This is a genomic window from Lysobacter capsici, assembly GCF_014779555.2.
In the GTDB taxonomy this organism is placed as follows: domain Bacteria; phylum Pseudomonadota; class Gammaproteobacteria; order Xanthomonadales; family Xanthomonadaceae; genus Lysobacter; species Lysobacter capsici.
Genome location: NZ_CP094357.1, coordinates 2,324,563 through 2,344,455, shown reverse-complemented (window position 1 = coordinate 2,344,455; position 19,893 = coordinate 2,324,563). Strand labels below are relative to the sequence as shown.

Here is a 19,893-nt window from a genome sequence, read left to right as displayed (position 1 = left end):
CGCGCCCTCATCCGGCCCTTCGGGCCACCTTCTCCCGCAGGCGGGAGAAGAAAGTTGCTGCTGCCCGCGGCAGCAAAACTTAAAAAGCGTTGATGCCCGTCAACTCACGTCCGACCACCAACTGGTGAATCGTCTCGGTGCCCTCGTACGTGATCACCGATTCCAGATTCAGCGCATGACGGATCGCCGCATGCTCGGTGGTGATGCCGGCGCCGCCGAGCAGGTCGCGGCATTCGCGCGCGATGTCGATGGCCATGCGGCAGTTGTTCCACTTCGCCAGCGACACCTGGGTCGGCTGCATGGTGCCGGCGTCCTTCAGGCGGCCGAGCTGCACCACCAGCATCTGCGCCAGGGTGATCCGGCGCGCCATCTCGGCCATCTTGATCTGCGCCGACTGGGTCGCCGCGACCGGACGATCGAACAGGATGCGTTCCTTGGTGTAACCCAGCACTTCGTCGAGGCAGGCGATGGCCGCGCCGATCGGGCCCCAGGTGATGCCGTAGCGCGCCTGGGTCAGACAGCCCAGCGGGCCCTTGAGGCCTTTGACGTTCGGCAGGCGGTTGGCCTCGGGCACGCGCACGTTGTCGAAGAACAGCGACGAGGTCACCGACGCGCGCAGGCTCATCTTGTGCTTGATTTCCTGGGCGGCGAAACCGGGCATGCCCTTCTCGACCACGAAGCCCTGGATGCCGTCCTCGGTCTGCGCCCAGACGATCGCGATGTCGGCCAGGTTGCCGTTGGTGATCCACATCTTGGAGCCGTTGAGGACCCAGTCGCCGCCGTCCTTCTTGGCGTTGGTCTTCATGTTGGCCGGATCGGAGCCGCCGTGCGGTTCGGTCAGGCCGAAGCAGCCGATGATCTGACCCTTGGCCATGCCGGGCAGCCAGCGCTCGCGCTGCTCTTCAGTGCCGTAGGCGAAGATCGGGTACATGCACAGCGAGGACTGCACGCTGACGAAGCTGCGGATGCCGCTGTCGCCGCGCTCGAGTTCCTGGCAGATCAGGCCGTAGCTGACCGCGTTGAGGCCGGCGCAGCCGTACTTTTCCGGCAGCGAGGAGCCCAGCAGGCCCAGCTCGGCGATCTCGGGCACCAGTTCCTTGGGGAAACGACCCTGATCGAAGGCATCGCCGATGATCGGGATCACGCGCTCGTCGGTGAAACGGGCGACGGTGTCCTGTACGGCGCGCTCCTCTTCGCTGAGCAGGGAACGGACGTCGAACAGATCGTAGGGATTCAGGGCCATGGCGCGCTTTGGGAGACCTGTGGGGCAGAAAGACCGCCATTGTAATGGCCGGACCGGGCCGGAGTAGCCCTATCGGACCGGCCCGTCGCATTACGCAAGTTTCCCGCATCCGGGCGGTGGCGCGCGCAAAAAAGAACGGGGCCGGATGATCCGGCCCCGTTCGGGAACTGCATGCGAGGCAAGGATCAGCCGCGGCTGGGCACCGACGCGGTCGCGGTCTGGGTCACGACCTGGCCGTCGATGACCGGCAGGCGCTGGGCCGGACGCTCGTCCATGCGGATGGTCTGTTCCTGACCCTGATAGCGGTAGGTCACGTCGTAGCCGACCACCTTGTTCTCGTTGCCCAGGGCGATGCGGCTGCCCGGCTTGGTCTCGGTGCGCATCGTGCCGGTGGTGCCGTCCGGGTTGCGGAAGGTCACGTTGTAGGCGACCACGCGCGAGGACTGCGAGCTGTCGGACACGGTGTGGCACTGGCGCTCGGTGCGGTTCACGACCCGGCCGCCGACATGATTGCGGTCGACCCGGTTGCCGATGAAGCCGCCGGCCACGGCGCCGGCCGCGGTCGCGGCCTTCTTGCCGTTGCCGCCGCCGACCTGGTTGCCGAGCAGACCGCCGATGACCGCGCCGGCGACGGTGCCGCCGACGTTGCCGTCGCGCTCGGGCAGGCGTTCCTGCACGACCACGTCGTTGCAGACTTCGCGCGGGGTCGACACGGTATTGGTCTCGCGCACCGGATCGGTGCCGATCACGGTCGCGTAGAGCTTTTCCTTCTGGTTGATCGGCTTGACGTTGACCACGTCGGCGTAATCGAGCTGCGGCGCCGGAGCGTTGATCGCGCCGTTGGCGGCGATGTTGTCGCCCTCGGCGGTGGCGCCGTTGATCGGCGACTGCGCGTTCGGCGCCAGGCCGGCCTGCGCGTTGGCGGCATCGTTGCCGCGGAAGCTCTGGAACGCGGCGACGGCCACGCCGCCTACCAGCAGCGACGCAATCGCGACTGCAATCAAGTTCTTGTTCATTTGGAGCCTCCTGCAGCGGGGTCACCGCGGTGATGATTCGGTCCCGACAGCGGCCGCGAACGAGGCGTCGCCGGACAATGCAGGACCGCGTTGTGGACGTCGCCATTGCACCACCGGAATGCTGAACCGGTGCCTATTGATTTTCGCTAATCTGTCCCCTGTCTGAACCGTCACGCGGCTACGTGCTAGCGTGTTTGCCAACCCGGTCACACCTCAATCGCCATGGCCAATCCGCTGCTCGCTCCCCTGATGGGTTTTCTCGGACGCCTGATCTATCCGCGTCTGTTCATGCTCACCGCGGCCCTGTTCGCGTTCGATCTGGTGATTCCGGACATCGTGCCGTTCGCCGACGAGATCCTGCTCGGCCTGGGCACCTTGCTGCTGGCCAACTTCAAGAAGCGCAAGGAACCGCAGCCGCCGACCGTGCTGCCGCCGTCGCGCTGAGCGCATGTCCGCGCTGATCGACAGCCACTGCCACCTCGACGCGCCCGAATTCGATCCCGATCGCGCGCAGGTGATCGCGCGCGCGCGCCAGGCCGGGGTGACCCGGCAGGTCGTGCCGGCGATCGACGCCGCGGGCTGGCCGAAACTGCGCGAGGTCTGCGCGGCCGACCCGGGCCTGCATCCGGCCTACGGCCTGCATCCGATGTATCTGTCCTCGCATCGGCCGGAGCATCTGGATGACCTGCGCGAATGGCTCGCGCGCGAACGTCCGTGCGCGGTCGGCGAGTGCGGACTGGACTACTTCGTCGAGGGCCTGGATCGCGACGAACAGTCGCGTTATTTCGACGGCCAGTTGCGACTCGCGCGCGAGTTCGACTTGCCGGTGATCGTGCATGCGCGTCATGCGGTCGAAGCGACCATCGCCGCGATCCGCCGCGTCGGCGGCCTGCGCGGCGTGGTGCATAGCTATTCCGGCAGCGAAGAACAGGCCGAGCAGTTGTGGAAACTCAGCTTCCTGATCGGCCTCGGCGGCCCGGTCACCTACGACCGCGCCAAGCGCCTGCGCCGCATCGTCGCGGCGATGCCGATCGAATTCCTGCTGCTGGAAACCGACGCCCCGGACCAGCCCGACGCCGACATTCGCGGACAACGCAACGAACCGGCGCGTCTGGCCGGCGTGTGCGAGGTCATCGCGCAATTGCGCGGGGTAGCGGCCGAACAAGTCGCCGAGGCGACTTCGGCCAATGCGCGACGGTTGTTCGCTCTGGCGGATTGAGCGAGCGGCGACGGAACGAAAAACGTCGAGGTCGAAACCCCGCTTACGAAAGACTTTTGGCTATGCAGCGAATCGCAAGGCCTTTACAGCTGCGGTGGCGAGCAATCGACCGCGTCGTGACGACGCGATCTCGCGCTTCGCTCGACCTCATAGATATGTCGCGATGGAGCCCTGGATCCCCGCCTTCGCGGGGATGACGGTTTGAGGATGCGTGGACGGTGTCGATGCGTTTTGACGCGGCTTGCTGATTTTGCCGATGTGATTTTCTGGCGAAGGTCGCGAAAGCTCCGGCAAAAAAAACTTCGGCGCGGCCAAATTCGACGCAGTTGAATTCGGCGCGACTGAATTCGACACAGCTGCATTCGACGTAGTTGAAATGGCGCGGTCGCGGCTTGCGCCGCTCCTACAGGTAGGCCATGTGACTTTGCTTGGGCTTGAAGCCGCGCAGTTCATCCAGCGCTGCGAGGCTTGTAACTCGCGTTAGCAAACGCACACCCGTAGGGCGGCGTGCAGGATGCACGCCGTGCGCCACCGGGACAGGACGTCCCGTGTGGCGCATGCCCGCGTAAGCCCCGCACTTGCGGGCCCTTGATTCACAACAAAGCATTTTTCTTTGGTTACCTTTCTTTTGTTGCTTTAGACAAAAGAAAGTAACCCGCCGCTTCAGCGGCGGAAGCTTTTGATCCTGCTTGCTTTTGATCCTGCTTAAAGCTTCTAAAAGCCTCAGAGCCTCAGAGCTTCGACTTGCTAAAACCTGTTAGAACAAGGCAAGGAATTCACGAAGCAACAAAGCCCGATCAAGCCACCGGCACCTTCGGCTTAAGCAAAATCTCCAACGCCCGCGCCACCGCCGCAAACGCAAACACCCCCGTGATATGCGTAGCCGCCCCCAGCCCCGCTCCACAATCGAGCTTGAGCGAAGCATCCCCATCGACCTTCGGCCGCACCCCACACACCGTGCCATCGGCCTGCGGATACTTCACGTTCTCCAGCGAATAAATCGCCGACACGCCGAAATACCGATCCGGATTCTTCGGAAAATTGAACTCGCCGCGCAACTTCTTGCGGATCAGCGCCAGCATCGCGTCGTGCTCGGTGCGCGACAGATCGCGCACCCGCACCAGGGTCGGATCGGTGCGCCCGCCGGCCGAACCGACCGCGATCACCGGCAGCTTGCGCCGCCGGCACCAGGCGATCAGCTCGACCTTGCTGCGGAAACTGTCGCAGGCGTCCAGCACCAGGTCGAAGCCGCGGTCGAGCAGCTCGTCGAGATTGGACGGAGTCAGGAAACTCTGGATCGCGTCGACCTCGATCGCCGGACTGATCGCGCGGCAGCGTTCGGCCATCGCCTCGACCTTGGCGCGGCCGTAATTTCCATCCAGCGCCGGCAACTGGCGATTGGTGTTGGACACGCACAGATCGTCGGCGTCGATCAGGGTCAGGTGGCCGATGCCGGTGCGGGCCAGGGCCTCCACCGCCCAGGAGCCGACCCCGCCCATGCCGACCACGGCGACGCGGCATTGGCGGAAACGGGTCACGGCGCCCTGGCCGTACAGTCGGTCGATGCCGGCAAAACGCTCTTGCCAGACGGTATCGGAAGTGGATTCGCTCATCGCGCCTATTGTAGTGGCGAAGGCCGGCGATTCCGGCCGCGGCGATGGAAAGCAGCGGCTCATGGCCGCAACCGAGAAGCGCGGTCGAACGCGGCAGCGAGTGGCCGCGGCCCGGTCACATCCGCCGAAACCACCCCCACCAACGCCGATTCAAACCGGTCGCCATGCACCGACCGGCAGCGCCCTCGCCCGCCGCCCGCGCGCCGCGCCGCTGACCCCGGCCTCACATCGCTGCGTGCTATGGTTCCGCGATCTTGGATGGAGGCCAGGCAATGAGCGAAACCCAGCCCACCAATGCCGCAGTCAAACGCAAAGGCAATGGTTCGAAGTACCTGTTCCTGTTTCTGTTCGGTCTGGTCGGCGGCGCGGTCGCCACGGTCATGGCCGTACGCGCGCTCGAGCAGCGCAAGGACCATTTCCCCGACAGCGTCATGCACCTGCAGCAATGGCACCTGGGCCAGCTCAAGGGCAAGGCCGAGCAGAACCGTTGCGCCGCCACCGACACCCTGCCGCATCTGAAGTCGCTGCGCATGCTGGCCGACGACCTCGACCCGGCCTTCCCCGACCTCAAGGACGACACGCGCTTCGCCCAGCATTCGGCCAAGATGCGCGCCGCCCTCGACAGCGCGCTGGCCAGTCCGCCGGTGAGCTGCGCCGGGGTCACCGAGGTGTCCAATCAGATCGGCGAGGCGTGCAAGGCCTGTCATCAGGATTTCCGCGGCTAAGGCGGGAATGGGGAATCGGGAGTCGGAAATCGCCGCGGCGATCGTGTCGGTTCGTCACTGACGAACGGCGGGCCGGCTCCTTGCTCGCTTCGCGCTCCGATCGCGTTCGACGCAACCGGCTGCGAATCGCGGGTTAAACGCGAACCCGCTGCGTCGCCGCGTCCCATCGCGGTGTTCGCAGCCCCTGCCCCAACCTGAACGCGCCTGCAAACAAAGCGCAGCCAGCCACATAAATTGAACACGTGTTCACGCACCGGCTTATAGCGTGTCCAGCGTGTGGCGACTTCCGCCACTCGCTCACAGCGCAGGAGCCTCGAATGAATACCAAGAATTTCCGATTGCTGGCCGTAGCCGCCGCGGCTTCGCTGGCGCTCGCCGGTTGCGCGACCTCGCCGGGTTACGGCGGCGGCGGTGGCTACAACAACGGCGGTTACAACAACCCGCCCCCGTCCGGCTACGGCAACCAGAACAACAGCTGCTACGACTGCGGCGTGGTAACCCGGATCGAACAGATCAGCACCCAGAGCAATGCCCCGAGCGCCACCGGCGCGGTGTTGGGCGGCCTGGTCGGCGCCGTCGCCGGTCGCAAGATCGCCGACGATCACACCGACAGCAAGGGCCGCAAGAACACCGCCACCGTCGGCGGCGCGGTCGCCGGCGCCATCGCCGGCAACGCGATCCAGAACCGGGTCGGCGCACCGAGCTACAACGTGTATGTGCGCATGGACGATGGCCGCACCCAGGTCGTCACCCAGAAGGACCTCGGCGGCATTCGCGAGAACACCTACGTGCGCGTCACCAACGGTCGCGCCTACGTGCGCTGATCCGCGACGCATCGCGGCGTTCGCGACGCCGGCATTATTGAAACAATGTAACGAAGAAAAACGGCCCGCCCACGCGGGCCGTTTTTCGTTTGTCGCCAGCACGATCCGAGTCCACAACGCACATCACGATTAGCCACGGAACTGGAGCACTTATTGGGGTCTTCATGACGAAGACGTTGCGCTAGGGTCATTCGCGTCCGCCTCGCGGGCCTCGTCAACGCAAGATCAGGAGATCGTGGAATGAACCTTCGCTTCGTGCATGTGGTGTCCGCGGGTGCCGTACTGACCGGCGCCATCGCCGCCGCCATCGCCGCGCCCGGCGCGGCGCAGAACAATCCGCTGCGGGTCGGCATGGTCGCCGTCAACGGCGCCGCCGACGATTTCCTCGGCTCGGTCGAGGTCAGCATCACCAACACCAGCCGCAAGGCGGTGCGCCTGCCGAAGTGGCAACTGCCTTCGGACCAGTTCGATTCCAAGCTGTTCACCATCAGCTACAACGGCCAGCCGGTCGCGTACGAAGGCGCGATGGTCAAGCGCGGCCTGCCGCAGGCCGAGGACTTCGCGATCCTGCAGCCGGGTGAAACCTATCGCCGGGTGATCGATCTGTCGGCGGGTTACGACCTGTCCAAGACCGGCCAGTACGTGGTCGCCTTCAACACCCCGCTGCAACATGCCTCGACTTCGGATCGGGTGATGCTGCATCAGAACAACGGCCTGCCGATGTCGGCGCAGAGCGCGCCGCTGAGCCTGTGGGTCGACGGCCTGGATCAGCTCGGCGGCGAAAAGATGTCCGCCGTGGCGAAGAAGCCGGTCGGCCCCACCGCCGTGGTCAACGGCGTCAACTACGTCGGCTGCACCACCGCGCGCACCAGCACCGCCGGCCAGGCGGTCAACGCCGCGCGCACCTACGCCGAAAACGCCAAGGGTTATCTCAACACCGGCACCATCGGCCCGCGCTACACCACCTGGTTCGGCGCTTACACCTCCAGCCGCCTCAACACCGCGCGCAGCCACTTCGTCAACATCGATTCGGCGATCGACCAGAGCAACGGCCAGATCACCATCAACTGCGGCTGCACCAGCAGCGCTTACGCGTATGTCTACGCCAACCAGCCGTATCAGATCTATGTCTGCAATGCGTTCTGGAATGCGCCGCTGACCGGCACCGACTCCAAGGCCGGCACGCTGATCCACGAAATGAGCCACTTCACCGTGGTCGCCGGCACCGACGATCATGTCTACGGCCAGACCGGCGCGAAGAATCTGGCGATCAGCAACCCGACCAACGCGCTCGACAACGCCGACAACCACGAGTACTTCGCCGAAAACACGCCGTTCCAGAACTGATCGGCGCGGCGCGACGCTCGCGCGTCGCAACACGGCAGATGACGACGGCCCGCTTCGGCGGGCCGTTTTTTTGCGCGTCGATTTTTGCGTGCGAGGTTTTGCGCGACGGTTCGCCTGACTGAGTTGCGTACCTGTCTTGGGCGCGGATTCCGGCTACTCATGCCCCGGCGCCCGCCATCGGCATCGACACCGCCGATCATCCGTCCGCGCAACTCAACCCCATCGCCGCGATCCACGCGTTGAATACCCACGAGCCTGGCGCAGGATGCGATCGCAAGACAGGACGCGGCGGCGCGCGATGGGAGACGAGGCCCGTCGTGTACCGCGCAAGCAGGCTCCTTGCGCCCGGACGGGCGCAAGCGCGGGACCGGCGCGAGGCGGATCGGGGCGCCGGCAGCCGCATCGCCATGGACAGCGCCGCCGCGGCAAGGACGCGCGACGGCCGGGCGAGGCGATCGGGATGGCCGGGGGCATGGAGTCCCCGGCCTTTTTCGTCATGGCGTCCGGATCGCGCCGGCCACGCCGAAATCGTTCGAATCAACCGGACTGTCGGGATCTGGATCGGCCGCCGCCGCTCATCGATAAAATTTAAATCGATATAAATTCATATGCCGCCGATGCCGCGACGCACATCGGTTGGCTCGCGCCCGGCGGCGGGACGCACAGGCACGTTTCGTAGCGTTTTTGCGACGGCCGGCGGATGAGTATTTCGAAGTGTGACAAGCATCAAAAATACACAAAAGAAAAACCCGGCCTGAGCCGGGTTCTTCTGACGCGGATGCGGCGCGGCGAAGCGTCGCGATCGGGCTTGTCCGTGTCGTATTACAGCGGTTCGACCGCGTCCGCCTGCAGGCCCTTCTGGCCCTGCACGACGGTGAAGGAAACCTTCTGGCCTTCCTTCAAGCTTTTGAAGCCCTGGGACTGGATAGCACGGAAATGCACGAATACGTCTTCGCCATTTTCACGGCTGATAAAGCCAAAACCCTTGGCATCGTTGAACCACTTAACGGTTCCGGTTTCTTTGGACATCGTTACTCTCTCCTTGGAACGAGGTGTTGTTAACGCGAGCATCGCGTGCTGGTTGCAAGGAGGAAGCGAGGTGCAACGATGTAGCAGATCGATGGATCAACCGCATCGGGCCACGATTCACGGTGACCCTTGGCAAACCAAGCGCCCGCAACGTACCCCGACATGGGCCAAAATGCAAACAGCCCGGACAGCCTGTCCGGACGGGGATTACGCATGGATTTGACTACGTTTTATTACATCTTGGCGGGCGTACTGGTGGTGCTCGGAATCGTCGGCACGGTGCTGCCCGCCCTGCCCGGCCTGCCCCTGGTTTTCGGCGGCATGCTGCTGGCCTCGTGGGCGTCGGGATTCGAGAAAGTGGGCTGGGTCACCCTGGTCGTGCTGGGCCTGCTGACCGCGCTGTCGATGGTGATCGATTTCGCCGCCACCGCGATGGGGGCCAAACGGGTCGGGGCGAGCAAGCTGGCGATCATCGGCTCGATCATCGGCACCTTCGCCGGCCTGATGTTCGGCTTCATCGGCGTATTCATCGGCCCGTTCGTCGGCGCGCTGATCGGCGAATGGATCCATACCCGCAAGCTCGACCAGGCCACCAAGGTCGGGGTCGGCACCTGGGTCGGCATCCTGGTCGGCACCGTGCTCAAGCTCGGCCTGGCGTTCGCGATGCTCGGCCTGTTCGCGATCTCCTGGTTCTTCTGATCGACGCCCCGCTCCTGATCGACACCGGCCCCTGATCGACGCCGGCTCCGGCCACACAGGCCGGAGTCCGATCGCGCCGATCACGATTCACGCTTCGTTCGCGGCGCAATGCAAGACTGCTGCGGCTTCGAACCACCCGCCTTCGGCTTCACCAACGAGTCGCCCTGATGCCCTATTCCCCCACCGCTCCCTCGCTACGCATCCGCGCCGCGCTGGTCTTGGCCGCGACCGCGACGCCCCTGCTCGCGTTCGCGCAGACCGGCGTGCAACCGGCCACGCCCGAAGCCTGTCTGGCGATCAACGTCGATGCCGACCGCCTGGCCTGTTACGACACCGCGCTCGGCCGCCAGGCCGGCGACGCGCGCCAGGCCGATATCGCCGCCAAGGAGGCCAAGGCGATCCGCAAGAATCTGGAAGTAAGCGATGAGCTCGCCGGCGAAGCCAAGCCGAGCGTGCGCGAACGCGCGCGCCGCGCGGTGGCCGGCAACCTGTTCAGTCACGAAGAACCGCTGGCCGATGCGATCGCCAACGCCGGCAAGGGTGGCCTGCTCGACAGCCGCTGGGAGCTGGCCAAGGATTCCAAGCTGGGCCTGTTCAACTTCCGCGCCTACAAGCCGGTGTACCTGTTGCCGGCGTTCTGGAACAGCGACCCCAACGAATTGCCGCATTCGCCCAACCCGCGCAATACCGTGACCGAACCGCAGTCGCTGCAGAGCGTGGAAGCCAAGTTCCAGATCAGCTTCAAGACCAAGGCGGTGGAAAACCTGTTCGGCGACAACGGCGATGTGTGGCTGGGTTACACCCAGTCCTCGCGCTGGCAGGTCTACAACGGCGACAACTCGCGCCCGTTCCGCGAAACCAATTACGAACCCGAAGCGATGCTGGTGTTCCGCAACAACTACCACATCGGCGGCTGGAGCGGCCGCATGGCCGCGATCGGCCTCAACCATCAGTCCAACGGCCGCGCCGATCCGCTGTCGCGCAGCTGGAACCGGGTGATCGGCCAGGTCGGCCTGGACCGCGAAAACTGGTCGATCCTCGCGCGTCCGTGGTGGCGCATCTCCGACGGCAACGACGACGACAATCCGGACATCGAGGACTACATGGGCCGCGGCGATCTCACCATCGTGCATCGCCGCGGCGGCCACGAGTTTTCGCTGATGGCGCGGCATTCGCTGCGCAGCGGCGATCGCTCGCACGGCGCGCTGCAGTTCGACTGGGGTTTTCCGATCTACAACCAGTTGCGCGGCCATCTGCAGGTGTTCGACGGCTACGGCGAAAGCCTGATCGACTACAACCATCGCGCGACCTATATCGGCCTGGGCGTGTCGCTGCTGGAGTGGTATTGATCGCGACGCGAAACTGCGACCGGGTGTGACCCGCGACGTCGACCGGCTGCGTTAACCTGCGCCGGTTCGACGGAGAACCCGATGAAGATGCAGCGCATCCTCTCGCTGGACGGCGGAGGCATCCGCGGCCTGGTGAGTTGCCATTGGTTGGCCGGCGTGGAACGCGCGCTGGCCAGCGCCGGAAAACCCGGCTTGCTGAAACATTTCGACCTGATCGCCGGCAGTTCGACCGGCGCCTTGGTCGCGTGCGGGCTCGCCCACGGCATCAGCCCCGACGCGCTGGCGCAGCTGTATCGCGCGCAGCGCCACGTGATCTTCCCCGATCTCGCCGGACGCTTGTGGTCGCGCGCCAATCGCTTGATCAGCGACGGCATGTCGGCGCCGCGCTACGACGGCGTCGGTATCGAGAAGGTGCTGCGCAAGGTGTTCGGCAAGACCACGCTGGGGCAGCTCAAGGCGCCGGTGCTGATCACCAGCTACGACACGATTTCGCGCACGCCGGTGATCTTCAAGAGCTTCGATGCGAAGCACCGCGACCTGCTGGTGTGGGAGGTCTGCCGCGCCTCCAGCGCCGCGCCGACGTATTTCCCGGCGCATGCGATGAAGGTCGAGGGCAAGGATTGCGCGCTGATCGACGGCGGCGTGGTCGCCAACAATCCGACCGCGTGCGCGATCGCCGAGGCGCTGCGCAAGGACGCCCGGGTCGACAACAGCCGCGATCTGGTGGTGCTGTCGGTCGGCACCGGCGAACGCACGCGCAGCATCGACCTGGACTCGGCGCGCTCGTGGGGCGCGCTGGAATGGGCGGTGCCGATCATCGACGTGTTGTTCGACGGCAATACCGATTCGGTCGATTACATCGCGCGGCAATTGGTCGGCGACGGCTATTACCGGATGCAGGCCGAGTTGCTGATCGGGCTGGACGACCTGGACGACACCAGCGAGACCAACGTGCTGGGGTTGGAGACCTTGGCCAAGGAGTATCTGACCCGGCCGGCGACCAAGAAGATGCTGGCGCAGTTGGTCAAGCGGCTTTGATCGCGCTTGCGTGATCGCGATCAAAGCCGCGATAACCCACTGCAGGAGCGGCGCGAGCCGCGACCGCGACATCACGGTTACGACGCAAGCGCGATGTCGCGGTCGCGGCTCGCGCCGCTCCTACAGGCAGGCATCGAAACATTCGCTATAAACAAAAACGCCCGGATAACCGGGCGTTTTGTTTGCGGCGACGCGATTTATTCCACCACCACCGGAATCTTGCCGATCCGCGTCTGCCATTCCTTCGGCCCGGTCTTGTGCACCGACTCACCGGTGCTGTCGACCGCGACCGTCACCGGCATGTCCTGCACGGTGAATTCGTAGATCGCTTCCATGCCCAGATCGGCGAAACCGACCACGCGCGAGGCCTTGATCGCCTTCGACACCAGGTACGCCGCGCCACCGACGGCCATCAGATACACCGAGCGATGCTTCTTGATCGCATCGATACCGGCCGGGCCGCGCTCGGCCTTGCCGACCATGCCGAGCAGGCCGGTCTGCGCCAACACCTGTTCGGTGAACTTGTCCATGCGCGTGGCGGTCGTGGGACCGGCCGGGCCGACCACTTCGTCGCGCACCGGATCGACCGGGCCGACGTAATAGATGAAGCGGCCCTTGAAATCGACCGGCAGCGCCTCGCCCTTGTTGAGCATCTCGACCATGCGCTTGTGCGCGGCGTCGCGACCGGTCAGCAGCTTGCCGTTGAGCAGCAGCACTTCGCCGGGCTTCCAGCTGGCCACTTCTTCGGGCGTGACCGTGTCGAGATCGACGCGGCGGCCCTTGGAGGCGTCGTAGGTCAGCGTCGGCCAGTCTTCCAGCGACGGCGGATCGAGCATCACCGGGCCGCTGCCGTCGAGGGTGAAATGCGCATGCCGGGTCGCGGCGCAGTTGGGGATCATCGCCACCGGCAGATTGGCGGCGTGGGTCGGGTAATCCTTGACCTTGATGTCGAGCACCGTGGTCAGGCCGCCCAGGCCCTGCGCGCCGATGCCGAGCGCGTTGACCTTTTCGTACAGCTCAAGACGCAGCTCTTCGGCGCGATTGCTGGCGCCGCGCGCCTGCAGGTCGGTGATGTCGATCGGCTCCATCAGCGATTCCTTCGCCAGCAGCATCGCCTTCTCGGCGGTGCCGCCGATGCCGATGCCGAGCATGCCCGGCGGGCACCAGCCCGCGCCCATCGTCGGCACGGTCTTGAGCACCCAGTCGACGATCGAGTCGGACGGGTTGAGCATCGCGAATTTCGACTTGGCTTCCGAACCGCCGCCCTTGGCCGCGACGATCACGTCGAGCTTGTTGCCCGGCACGACCTTGACGTTGATCACCGCGGGCGTGTTGTCCTTGGTGTTGCCGCGCTTGCCGGCCGGATCGGCGAGCACGCTGGCGCGCAGCTTGTTGTCCGGGTGCAGGTAGGCGCGGCGCACGCCTTCGTTGACCATGTCTTCCACGCCCATGGTCGCGCCGTCCCAGCGCACGTCCATGCCGATTTCCAGGAACACGGTGACGATGCCGGTGTCCTGGCAGATCGGCCGGTGGCCTTCGGCGCACATGCGCGAATTGATCAGGATCTGCGCGATCGCGTCCTTGGCCGCGGCGCTTTCCTCGCGCTCGTAGGCAGCGGCGAGGTTCTTGATGTAGTCGACCGGGTGGTAATAGCTGATGTACTGCAGGGCATCGGCGACGGACTGGATCAGGTCGTCCTGGCGGATGACGACGGGGCCGCTGGAAGCGGCGTGGGACGGGCTGGCGGTCACGGCGGGCATCAAGGCTGGCGGTGGGGATCGCCATTCTACCCGCCCGGCCCGCTCCCGGCCCTTGCGCGGACGGGCGAGGCGCCGCCGGTTAAGCTGCCTCGCCCACGGCCCAGGCCGTCATTGCCCAGCGCTTGCGAGCCCGACGCCATGCCCTACACCGCGCCTCGTTCCGAACTGCCGGCGCCGCCGGCGAGCCGATCGCGCCCGCTGCTGCTGGCGATCGGCCTGATCGTATCGGCCTTGTGCGGGCTGCTGCCGCTGCTGGTGGTGCCCGCGTTCGCGCAGACCTTCACCGCCTTCGGCGCCGACCTGCCCTGGGCGACCGCGCTGCTGATCGCCCGGCCCTGGCTGGGCTGCGCGCTGCCCTTGCTGGTGCTGGCGCTGTGGTGGCTGTGGCCGCGGCCGCGGCGCGATCTGGCCGCCTGCGTGTTCGGCGTGGTCGGCGGGCTGGGCATGCTCGCGCTGATGGCGGTGGCGCTGTACCTGCCGATCTTCAAGCTGGCCGCGACGGTCTGACGAGCCGGTCGGGCGAGCCCGCTGAGCGAGCGCGGCCCGCTGCCCCGTGCCTGGGAACCGCGGGCCGCGATCGCGCCGGCGCCGATGGCCGGCATCAACGCCTTACTGCGGGCAAGCGTCCAGCACGCAGCCGCGCCACAGCATCTGGCAGTAATGCTCGTCCTGGCCGGACTCGCGGCAGGTCTCGAGGACATCGTAATAACAGTAGACACCGCCCGCGCACACGATCAGATCGCGCGGCGCCGCGCTGGCGCCGAACGCGAACGCAAAGGCGAACGCGGCCAGGGCCACGGTGAAGCGACGGTTCGACAGCTTGCCTTTCAACGGCTGGATCTTCATTCGAACTCTCCTTTTCGATGGATGGATCAGCACTGCAAGTTCCATGGGCTCCTCGCGGAGCCGGGCCACGGTACGCGAGCGCCCGCGCTGGCGACAGCGTCGTTGCGGCGGTTTGTGCGCCACTGGGCAGTTCCTCGCCGAGGCCGCCGGCGCGCGCGGGTTTCAAACATCACTTGCGCCGTCGGCGGCCCCGGTTAGATTGATCCGAACCTCAATGCGGAGCACGCCGTGATCACCTGTTATCTGCGCTATGTCATCGACCCCTATCAACTGGCCGAATTCGAACACTATGGCCGCCTGTGGATGCCACTGGTCGAGAAATTCGGCGGCACCCATCACGGCTATTTCATGCCCTCGGAAGGCGCCAGCAACATCGCATTGGCGATGTTCTCCTTCCCCAGCCTGGCCGCGTACGAGGACTACCGCACGCGCTCGCTCGAAGATCCCGACTGCCAGGCCGCATTCGCCTACGCCCGCGAAAACCGTTGCATCCTCAGCTACGAGCGCAGCTTCTTCCGGCCGGTGTTCGCCGGCCAATAAGCACGAGCGTGCGCGACACCGGCGCCGGCCGAGCGGCGACGGCCACCGCCGAAACACGACCTTGACCCGCGACTTGGGCACAATCGCCGCATGAGCACTCCCAGCGACGCCGCCAAGCCGTCCCGTAACGCAAGCCCCGGCAACGGCGGCAAACCGTCCCTGCGCGAGCGCTTCGACGCGCTGCGCAATCTGCGTCCGTTCCTCAAGCAGATCTGGGCGACCAGTCCGTCGCTGACCCTGCTCACGCTCGGGCTGCGCCTGATCCGCGCGCTGCTGCCGATCGCGACCTTGTACGTCGGCAAGCTGATCATCGACGAAGCGGTACGGCTGGTCGCGAGCGGGCATGGCTTCGGTTCGTTGTCCGAAGCGTGGGCCAGCGGCCAGCTCGACACGTTATTGGCGCTGCTCGCGTTGGAGTTCGGCCTGGCGATCGGGTCCGACCTGCTCGGCCGCATCGTCAACTACGGCGACTCGCTGCTGTCGGAGCTGTTCACCAACGCCACCAGCGTGCGCCTGATGGAACATGCCGCGACCCTGGACCTGGAGGACTTCGAAGACCCCGACCTGCAGGACAAGCTCGACCGCGCGCGCCGCCAGACCATGGGCCGCATGAGCCTGATGAGCCAGTTGTTCGGCCAGTTGCAGGACACCATCACCGTGGTCAGCTTCGCGGTCGGCCTGCTGGTGTATGCGCCGTGGCTGATCCTGTTGCTGGCGGTGGCGCTGATCCCGGCCTTCATCGGCGAAGCGCATTTCAACGCCTTGGGCTATTCGCTCAACTTCGCCTGGACGCCGGAGCGGCGCCAGCTCGAATACGTGCGCCAGATGGGCGCCAGCGTCGAGACCGCGAAGGAGGTGAAGATCTTCAATCTGCACCGCTTCCTGATCGCCAAGTACCGCGAGCTGGCCGACAAGTTCTTCGCCGCCAACCGCGCCCTCGCCCGTCGGCGCGCGCTATGGGGAACCGTGCTCGCCGGGCTGGGCACGCTGGGTTACTACATCGCGTACGGCTATATCGCCTGGCGCACGGTGCGCGGCGATTTCAGCATCGGCGATCTCACCTTCCTGGCAGGCAGCTTCCGCCGCCTGCGCCAGTTGCTGGAGGGGCTGTTGGTCGGTTTCTCGCAGGTCGCGGGGCAAGCGCTGTACCTGGAAGACCTGTTCTCGTTCTTCGAAATCCAGCCCGAGATCACCTCGCCGGCCAACCCGGTCGCGGTGCCGAAGCCGATCGTGCGCGGCTTCGTGTTCGAGAACGTGGGCTTTCGTTATCCCGATGCGGAGCGTTGGGCTTTGCGCGGTCTCGATTTTGAACTGCGGGCTGGTGAAGTCCTGGCCTTGGTCGGCGAGAACGGCGCCGGCAAGACCACCCTGGTCAAGCTGCTCGCGCGTCTGTACGACCCGGACGAAGGCCGCATCCTGCTCGACGGCCGCGACCTGCGCGAGTACGACCTGGACGAGTTGCGCGCGAGCATCGGCGTGATCTTCCAGGACTTCGTGCGTTATCACCTGACCGCCGGCGAAAACATCGGCGTCGGCCAGATCGATGCGATGACCGACCTCGACCGCATCCGCAACGCGGCGCGGCGTTCGTCGGCCGATGAAGTGATCGAAAGCCTGCCGCGCGGTTACGACCAACTGATCGGCCGGCGTTTCAAGACCGGCGTGGATTTGTCGGGCGGGCAGTGGCAGAAAATCGCGATCGCGCGCGCCTATATGCGCGACGCGCAGGTGATGATCCTCGACGAACCCACCGCGGCGCTGGATGCGCGCGCGGAGTTCGAAGTGTTCCAGCGCTTCAAGGAATTGTCGGCCGACACCACCGCGGTATTGATCTCGCACCGCTTCTCCAGCGTGCGCATGGCCGACCGCATCCTGGTGCTGGCCGAGGGCCGGCTCGAAGCCAGCGGCACCCACACCGAACTGCTCGCGCAGGGCGGCCGCTACGCCGAATTGTTCGAACTGCAGGCCGCCGGTTATCGCTGAGCGATCACCCGCGCCGCTCAGTGGGGCGCGGTCGCCGACACCAGCGCGGGAATGAATTCTTCCTGCACGCGCGACGCGCTTGGCTCGCTGACGACGTTCGCCGCGAGCACGCCGATGTAGCCGCCATGCCGGGCCACCTCGACCGTGCAGCGATCATAGGGGCCGTTGAGCATGCTCATGCCGTCGCCTTCGGCCAGCGGCACGAACGCCTGTTCGACCGCCTGATCGTCGTCGCCCGGACGCAGCTTGCCGTCGCGGGTGCGGTAGCTCCGGGTGTATGCGGTCTCGCCCTTGAGCCGGACCGACACGGTCGAATCCGCCGCCGTATCGAAATACACCCGCACGCCCTCGGGCACGGACTCGACCCGGTCGATGAAGCAGGAATGCCCGGCGCCATGCACCGGCGTCGCGATCGCGGTCAGTGCGATCGCAAGGCTCGCGGCGAGACCGCGCGCGACGGGGTGAGCCGGCATAGGCATCGGCATCGGTGAACTCCTTTTCGTTGGACCGCCGTGCGGATGGCGACGCATCATTGCGGCCGCGCCGGCTGCCGGCGCGGATCGGAGCATGCCGCCGCATGCCCGCGGCTGGCAAGCCGCCGCCGCGCGCGATCACGTTTTCGCCGGCGTCGCCGCGCAAGCCCGCGCATCGCGCGATGCGTTTGTCCGACCCGCGGCCAGCGGCTATGGTGTGGCTCGCCGAAGCTTTTCCCTCACAGGAGCGACCGCATGACGACTGCCCTCACCCGCACGATTCCGGCCCTGGTTCTGCTGCTCGGCCTGTGCGCCTGCCAGCGCGGCGGCCAGGCCGAAGCCGCCGCCGCTCAACCCGTGCCGGCGCCGGCGCAACGCGCGTCCCACGAAGTTCCCAGCGAGGCCGGGCCGGTGCGCGTGCACGAGATCGCCTCGGGGCTCGATCATCCGTGGTCGGTGGCATTGCTGCCCGACGGCGCGTTCCTGGTCACCGAACGTCCCGGACGCCTGCGCCGCGTCGGCGCCGACGGCGCGATCTCCGCGCCGATCGCCGGCGTGCCGGCGGTATGGGCCAAGGGCCAGGGCGGCCTGCTCGACGTGGTGCTCGCGCCGGATTTCGCCGCCAGCAAACGCATCTACCTGAGCTACGCCGAACCCGGCCCGGACGGCAGCGCCGGCACCGCGGTGGCGTCGGCGACCCTGGGCGATGCCGCGTTGTCGGACGTCAAGGTGATCTATCAGCAGCAGCCCAAACTGGTCGGCCCCAATCACTTCGGCTCGCGTCTGGCCTTCGACAAGAACGGACATATCTTCATCACCCAGGGCGAGCGCCAGCAGCGCATGGCCTCGCAGGAACTCGACAAACTGCAGGGCAAGCTGGTGCGGCTCAATCTCGACGGCAGCGTGCCGGCCGACAATCCCTTCGTCGGCCGCAAGGACGCGCGCCCGGAGATCTGGAGCTACGGCCATCGCAACATGCAATCGCTGGCGGTCGACCCGCGCACCGGCACGCTGTGGGAGGCCGAGCACGGCCCGCGCGGCGGCGACGAAATCAATCTGCCGCAGCCGGGCAAGAATTACGGTTGGCCGTTGATCACCAACGGCATCGATTACAGCGGGCTGAAGATCGCCGAGGCGCAGGGCAAGGAGAAGCCGGGCCTGGAGTCGCCGTATCACGTCTGGGAAGTATCGCCGGCCTTGTCGGGCATGGCGTTCTACACCGGTCATGCCGGGTCGCCGTGGAACGACAGTCTGTTTCTGGGGGCCTTGGCCGATGGCAGCCTGATCCGGCTGACCCTGGACGGGGACAAGGTGGTCAAGGAGGAACGGCTGCTGCGGTCGCTGGGGTGGCGGATTCGCGATGTGCGGGTGTCCGGCGATGGCAAGGTGTTTGTGTTGACCGATGAGGATCAGGGCAAGTTATTGCGGCTCGATCCGCCTGCGGGGAAGTGAGGGTTCGAGTTTCGCGACGTCACTCGGCGTTGATGCACGAGACGACGTAGTGGCATTGCAGCCCTGTAGGAGCGACGCGAGTCGCGACCGCGGTATTTCGACAACGCCGAAACCTGCGCTGTGGTTGTGTTGTCGCGGTCGCGGCTCGCGCCGCTCCTACAGGTAGGCCATGCCGCTTTTGCTTGAGCCCGAAGCCGCGCAGTCCATCCAGCGCTGCGAGGCTTGTAACTCGCGAGATCAAAAGGACACCCGTAGGGCGGCGCACATGGATGTGCGCCGTGCGCCACCGGGACAGGATGTCCCGTGTGGCGCATGCCTGCGGAAGCACCGATCTTGCGGGCACTTGATTCACAAAAAAGCATTTTTCTTTGGTTACCTTTCTTTTGTTGCTTTAGACAAAAGAAAGTGACCCGCCGCTTCAGCGGCGGAACGCTTTTGATCCTGCTAGCAGCTTCAAAGCTTCAAAGCTTTGAGGCTCTAGAGCCCTTGAAGCCAAAAGCAAGATCAACAGCTTTCGTCCGCAAGCGGCCGAGTTACTTTCTTTTGTCAAAAGCGACAAAAGAAAGGTAACCAAAGAAAAACGCTTTTCTTTGAATCAAGAGCCCGCGCGTGCGGTGTTTCCGCGGGCATGCGCCACACGAGACATCCTGTCTCGGTGGCGCACGGCGCACATCCATGTGCGCCGCCCTTCGGGTGTGCTGTTGTTCTCGCGAGATAGTCGCTTCGCGGCGCTGGAT

General features: G+C 65.7%; 20 protein-coding genes. 13 read left to right on the top strand and 7 right to left on the bottom strand.

Going from position 1 to position 19,893, the window contains the following annotated elements:
• Positions 1-79: 79 nt before the first annotated feature.
• Both IEQ11_RS09780 and IEQ11_RS09775 read right to left on the bottom strand, forming a co-directional pair.
• Entirely contained in the window at positions 80-1,243 is a 1,164-nt protein-coding gene (locus tag IEQ11_RS09780) for an acyl-CoA dehydrogenase family protein (protein WP_057921377.1), read from the bottom strand.
• Positions 1,244-1,428: 185 nt separating this feature from the next.
• On the bottom strand, positions 1,429-2,259 hold the full coding sequence (locus IEQ11_RS09775) for a glycine zipper 2TM domain-containing protein (RefSeq protein WP_191820914.1): 831 nt from the start codon (positions 2,257-2,259) through the stop codon (positions 1,429-1,431).
• A 222-nt stretch (positions 2,260-2,481) separates the two neighbouring features.
• Between IEQ11_RS09775 and IEQ11_RS09770 the strand changes: the two genes are divergently transcribed.
• The gene (locus IEQ11_RS09770; RefSeq protein ID WP_191820913.1) at positions 2,482-2,703 is read left to right on the top strand and encodes a DUF6116 family protein; all 222 of its coding nucleotides are present in this window, start codon (positions 2,482-2,484) and stop codon (positions 2,701-2,703) included.
• A gap of 4 nt (positions 2,704-2,707) precedes the next feature.
• Positions 2,708-3,478 carry a TatD family hydrolase gene (locus tag IEQ11_RS09765; protein ID WP_191820912.1) on the top strand — a complete coding sequence of 257 codons (771 nt, stop codon included), beginning with the start codon at positions 2,708-2,710 and terminating at the stop codon, positions 3,476-3,478.
• 797 nt (positions 3,479-4,275) lie between these two features.
• On the opposite strand, the gene IEQ11_RS09760 is transcribed toward IEQ11_RS09765, so the two are convergent.
• Positions 4,276-5,091 carry a tRNA threonylcarbamoyladenosine dehydratase gene (locus IEQ11_RS09760; protein ID WP_191823889.1) on the bottom strand — a complete coding sequence of 272 codons (816 nt, stop codon included), beginning with the start codon at positions 5,089-5,091 and terminating at the stop codon, positions 4,276-4,278.
• A 272-nt stretch (positions 5,092-5,363) separates the two neighbouring features.
• On the opposite strand from IEQ11_RS09760, the gene IEQ11_RS09755 reads away from it, so the two are divergent.
• The 3 genes from IEQ11_RS09755 (at position 5,364) to IEQ11_RS09745 (ending at position 7,987) form a co-directional block, all read left to right on the top strand.
• Positions 5,364-5,816, top strand: a complete 453-nt coding sequence (locus tag IEQ11_RS09755) for a hypothetical protein (protein ID WP_056108261.1) — start codon at positions 5,364-5,366, stop codon at positions 5,814-5,816.
• A 317-nt stretch (positions 5,817-6,133) separates the two neighbouring features.
• Positions 6,134-6,640 (top strand): glycine zipper 2TM domain-containing protein, encoded by a 507-nt coding sequence (locus IEQ11_RS09750; RefSeq protein ID WP_036109562.1) that lies wholly within the window; start codon positions 6,134-6,136, stop codon positions 6,638-6,640.
• A gap of 240 nt (positions 6,641-6,880) precedes the next feature.
• A complete protein-coding gene (locus IEQ11_RS09745; RefSeq protein ID WP_191823888.1) occupies positions 6,881-7,987 on the top strand; it encodes a M35 family metalloendopeptidase in 1,107 nt (368 codons plus the stop codon).
• Positions 7,988-8,809: 822 nt separating this feature from the next.
• Here the strand turns inward: IEQ11_RS09745 and IEQ11_RS09740 are convergent.
• A complete protein-coding gene (locus IEQ11_RS09740) occupies positions 8,810-9,016 on the bottom strand; it encodes a cold-shock protein (protein WP_036109558.1) in 207 nt (68 codons plus the stop codon).
• A 213-nt stretch (positions 9,017-9,229) separates the two neighbouring features.
• On the opposite strand from IEQ11_RS09740, the gene IEQ11_RS09735 reads away from it, so the two are divergent.
• From IEQ11_RS09735 to IEQ11_RS09725, 3 genes are all read left to right on the top strand, one after another.
• Complete coding sequence (locus IEQ11_RS09735) at positions 9,230-9,715, top strand: DUF456 domain-containing protein (protein WP_036109555.1); 486 nt, start codon at positions 9,230-9,232, stop codon at positions 9,713-9,715.
• A 167-nt stretch (positions 9,716-9,882) separates the two neighbouring features.
• Positions 9,883-11,064 (top strand): phospholipase A, encoded by a 1,182-nt coding sequence (locus IEQ11_RS09730; RefSeq protein ID WP_191823887.1) that lies wholly within the window; start codon positions 9,883-9,885, stop codon positions 11,062-11,064.
• An 81-nt stretch (positions 11,065-11,145) separates the two neighbouring features.
• Complete coding sequence (locus IEQ11_RS09725) at positions 11,146-12,102, top strand: patatin-like phospholipase family protein (RefSeq protein ID WP_191823886.1); 957 nt, start codon at positions 11,146-11,148, stop codon at positions 12,100-12,102.
• A 197-nt stretch (positions 12,103-12,299) separates the two neighbouring features.
• On the opposite strand, the gene IEQ11_RS09720 is transcribed toward IEQ11_RS09725, so the two are convergent.
• The gene (locus IEQ11_RS09720) at positions 12,300-13,862 is read right to left on the bottom strand and encodes a fumarate hydratase (protein WP_046656310.1); all 1,563 of its coding nucleotides are present in this window, start codon (positions 13,860-13,862) and stop codon (positions 12,300-12,302) included.
• Positions 13,863-14,000: 138 nt separating this feature from the next.
• Here IEQ11_RS09720 and IEQ11_RS09715 point away from each other — a divergent pair, with 138 nt between their 5' ends.
• Positions 14,001-14,369: a hypothetical protein gene (locus IEQ11_RS09715; RefSeq protein ID WP_191823890.1), complete on the top strand. Its 369-nt coding sequence runs from the start codon at positions 14,001-14,003 to the stop codon at positions 14,367-14,369.
• Between the two features lie 102 nt (positions 14,370-14,471).
• Here the strand turns inward: IEQ11_RS09715 and IEQ11_RS09710 are convergent, their stop codons facing one another.
• Positions 14,472-14,708 carry a hypothetical protein gene (locus IEQ11_RS09710; protein ID WP_046656306.1) on the bottom strand — a complete coding sequence of 79 codons (237 nt, stop codon included), beginning with the start codon at positions 14,706-14,708 and terminating at the stop codon, positions 14,472-14,474.
• 228 nt (positions 14,709-14,936) lie between these two features.
• Here IEQ11_RS09710 and IEQ11_RS09705 point away from each other — a divergent pair, with 228 nt between their 5' ends.
• Both IEQ11_RS09705 and IEQ11_RS09700 read left to right on the top strand, forming a co-directional pair.
• Positions 14,937-15,248, top strand: a complete 312-nt coding sequence (locus IEQ11_RS09705; RefSeq protein ID WP_191823891.1) for an NIPSNAP family protein — start codon at positions 14,937-14,939, stop codon at positions 15,246-15,248.
• Between the two features lie 90 nt (positions 15,249-15,338).
• The gene (locus IEQ11_RS09700; protein ID WP_191823892.1) at positions 15,339-17,231 is read left to right on the top strand and encodes an ABC transporter ATP-binding protein; all 1,893 of its coding nucleotides are present in this window, start codon (positions 15,339-15,341) and stop codon (positions 17,229-17,231) included.
• A gap of 17 nt (positions 17,232-17,248) precedes the next feature.
• Here IEQ11_RS09700 and IEQ11_RS09695 read toward each other — a convergent pair whose 3' ends face one another.
• Positions 17,249-17,716: a hypothetical protein gene (locus IEQ11_RS09695; protein WP_191823893.1), complete on the bottom strand. Its 468-nt coding sequence runs from the start codon at positions 17,714-17,716 to the stop codon at positions 17,249-17,251.
• Positions 17,717-17,959: 243 nt separating this feature from the next.
• Here IEQ11_RS09695 and IEQ11_RS09690 point away from each other — a divergent pair, with 243 nt between their 5' ends.
• Positions 17,960-19,156, top strand: a complete 1,197-nt coding sequence (locus IEQ11_RS09690) for a PQQ-dependent sugar dehydrogenase (RefSeq protein WP_191823894.1) — start codon at positions 17,960-17,962, stop codon at positions 19,154-19,156.
• A gap of 303 nt (positions 19,157-19,459) precedes the next feature.
• Positions 19,460-19,726 (top strand): hypothetical protein, encoded by a 267-nt coding sequence (locus IEQ11_RS09685; RefSeq protein WP_247024782.1) that lies wholly within the window; start codon positions 19,460-19,462, stop codon positions 19,724-19,726.
• The last annotated feature ends 167 nt before the right edge of the window (positions 19,727-19,893 follow it).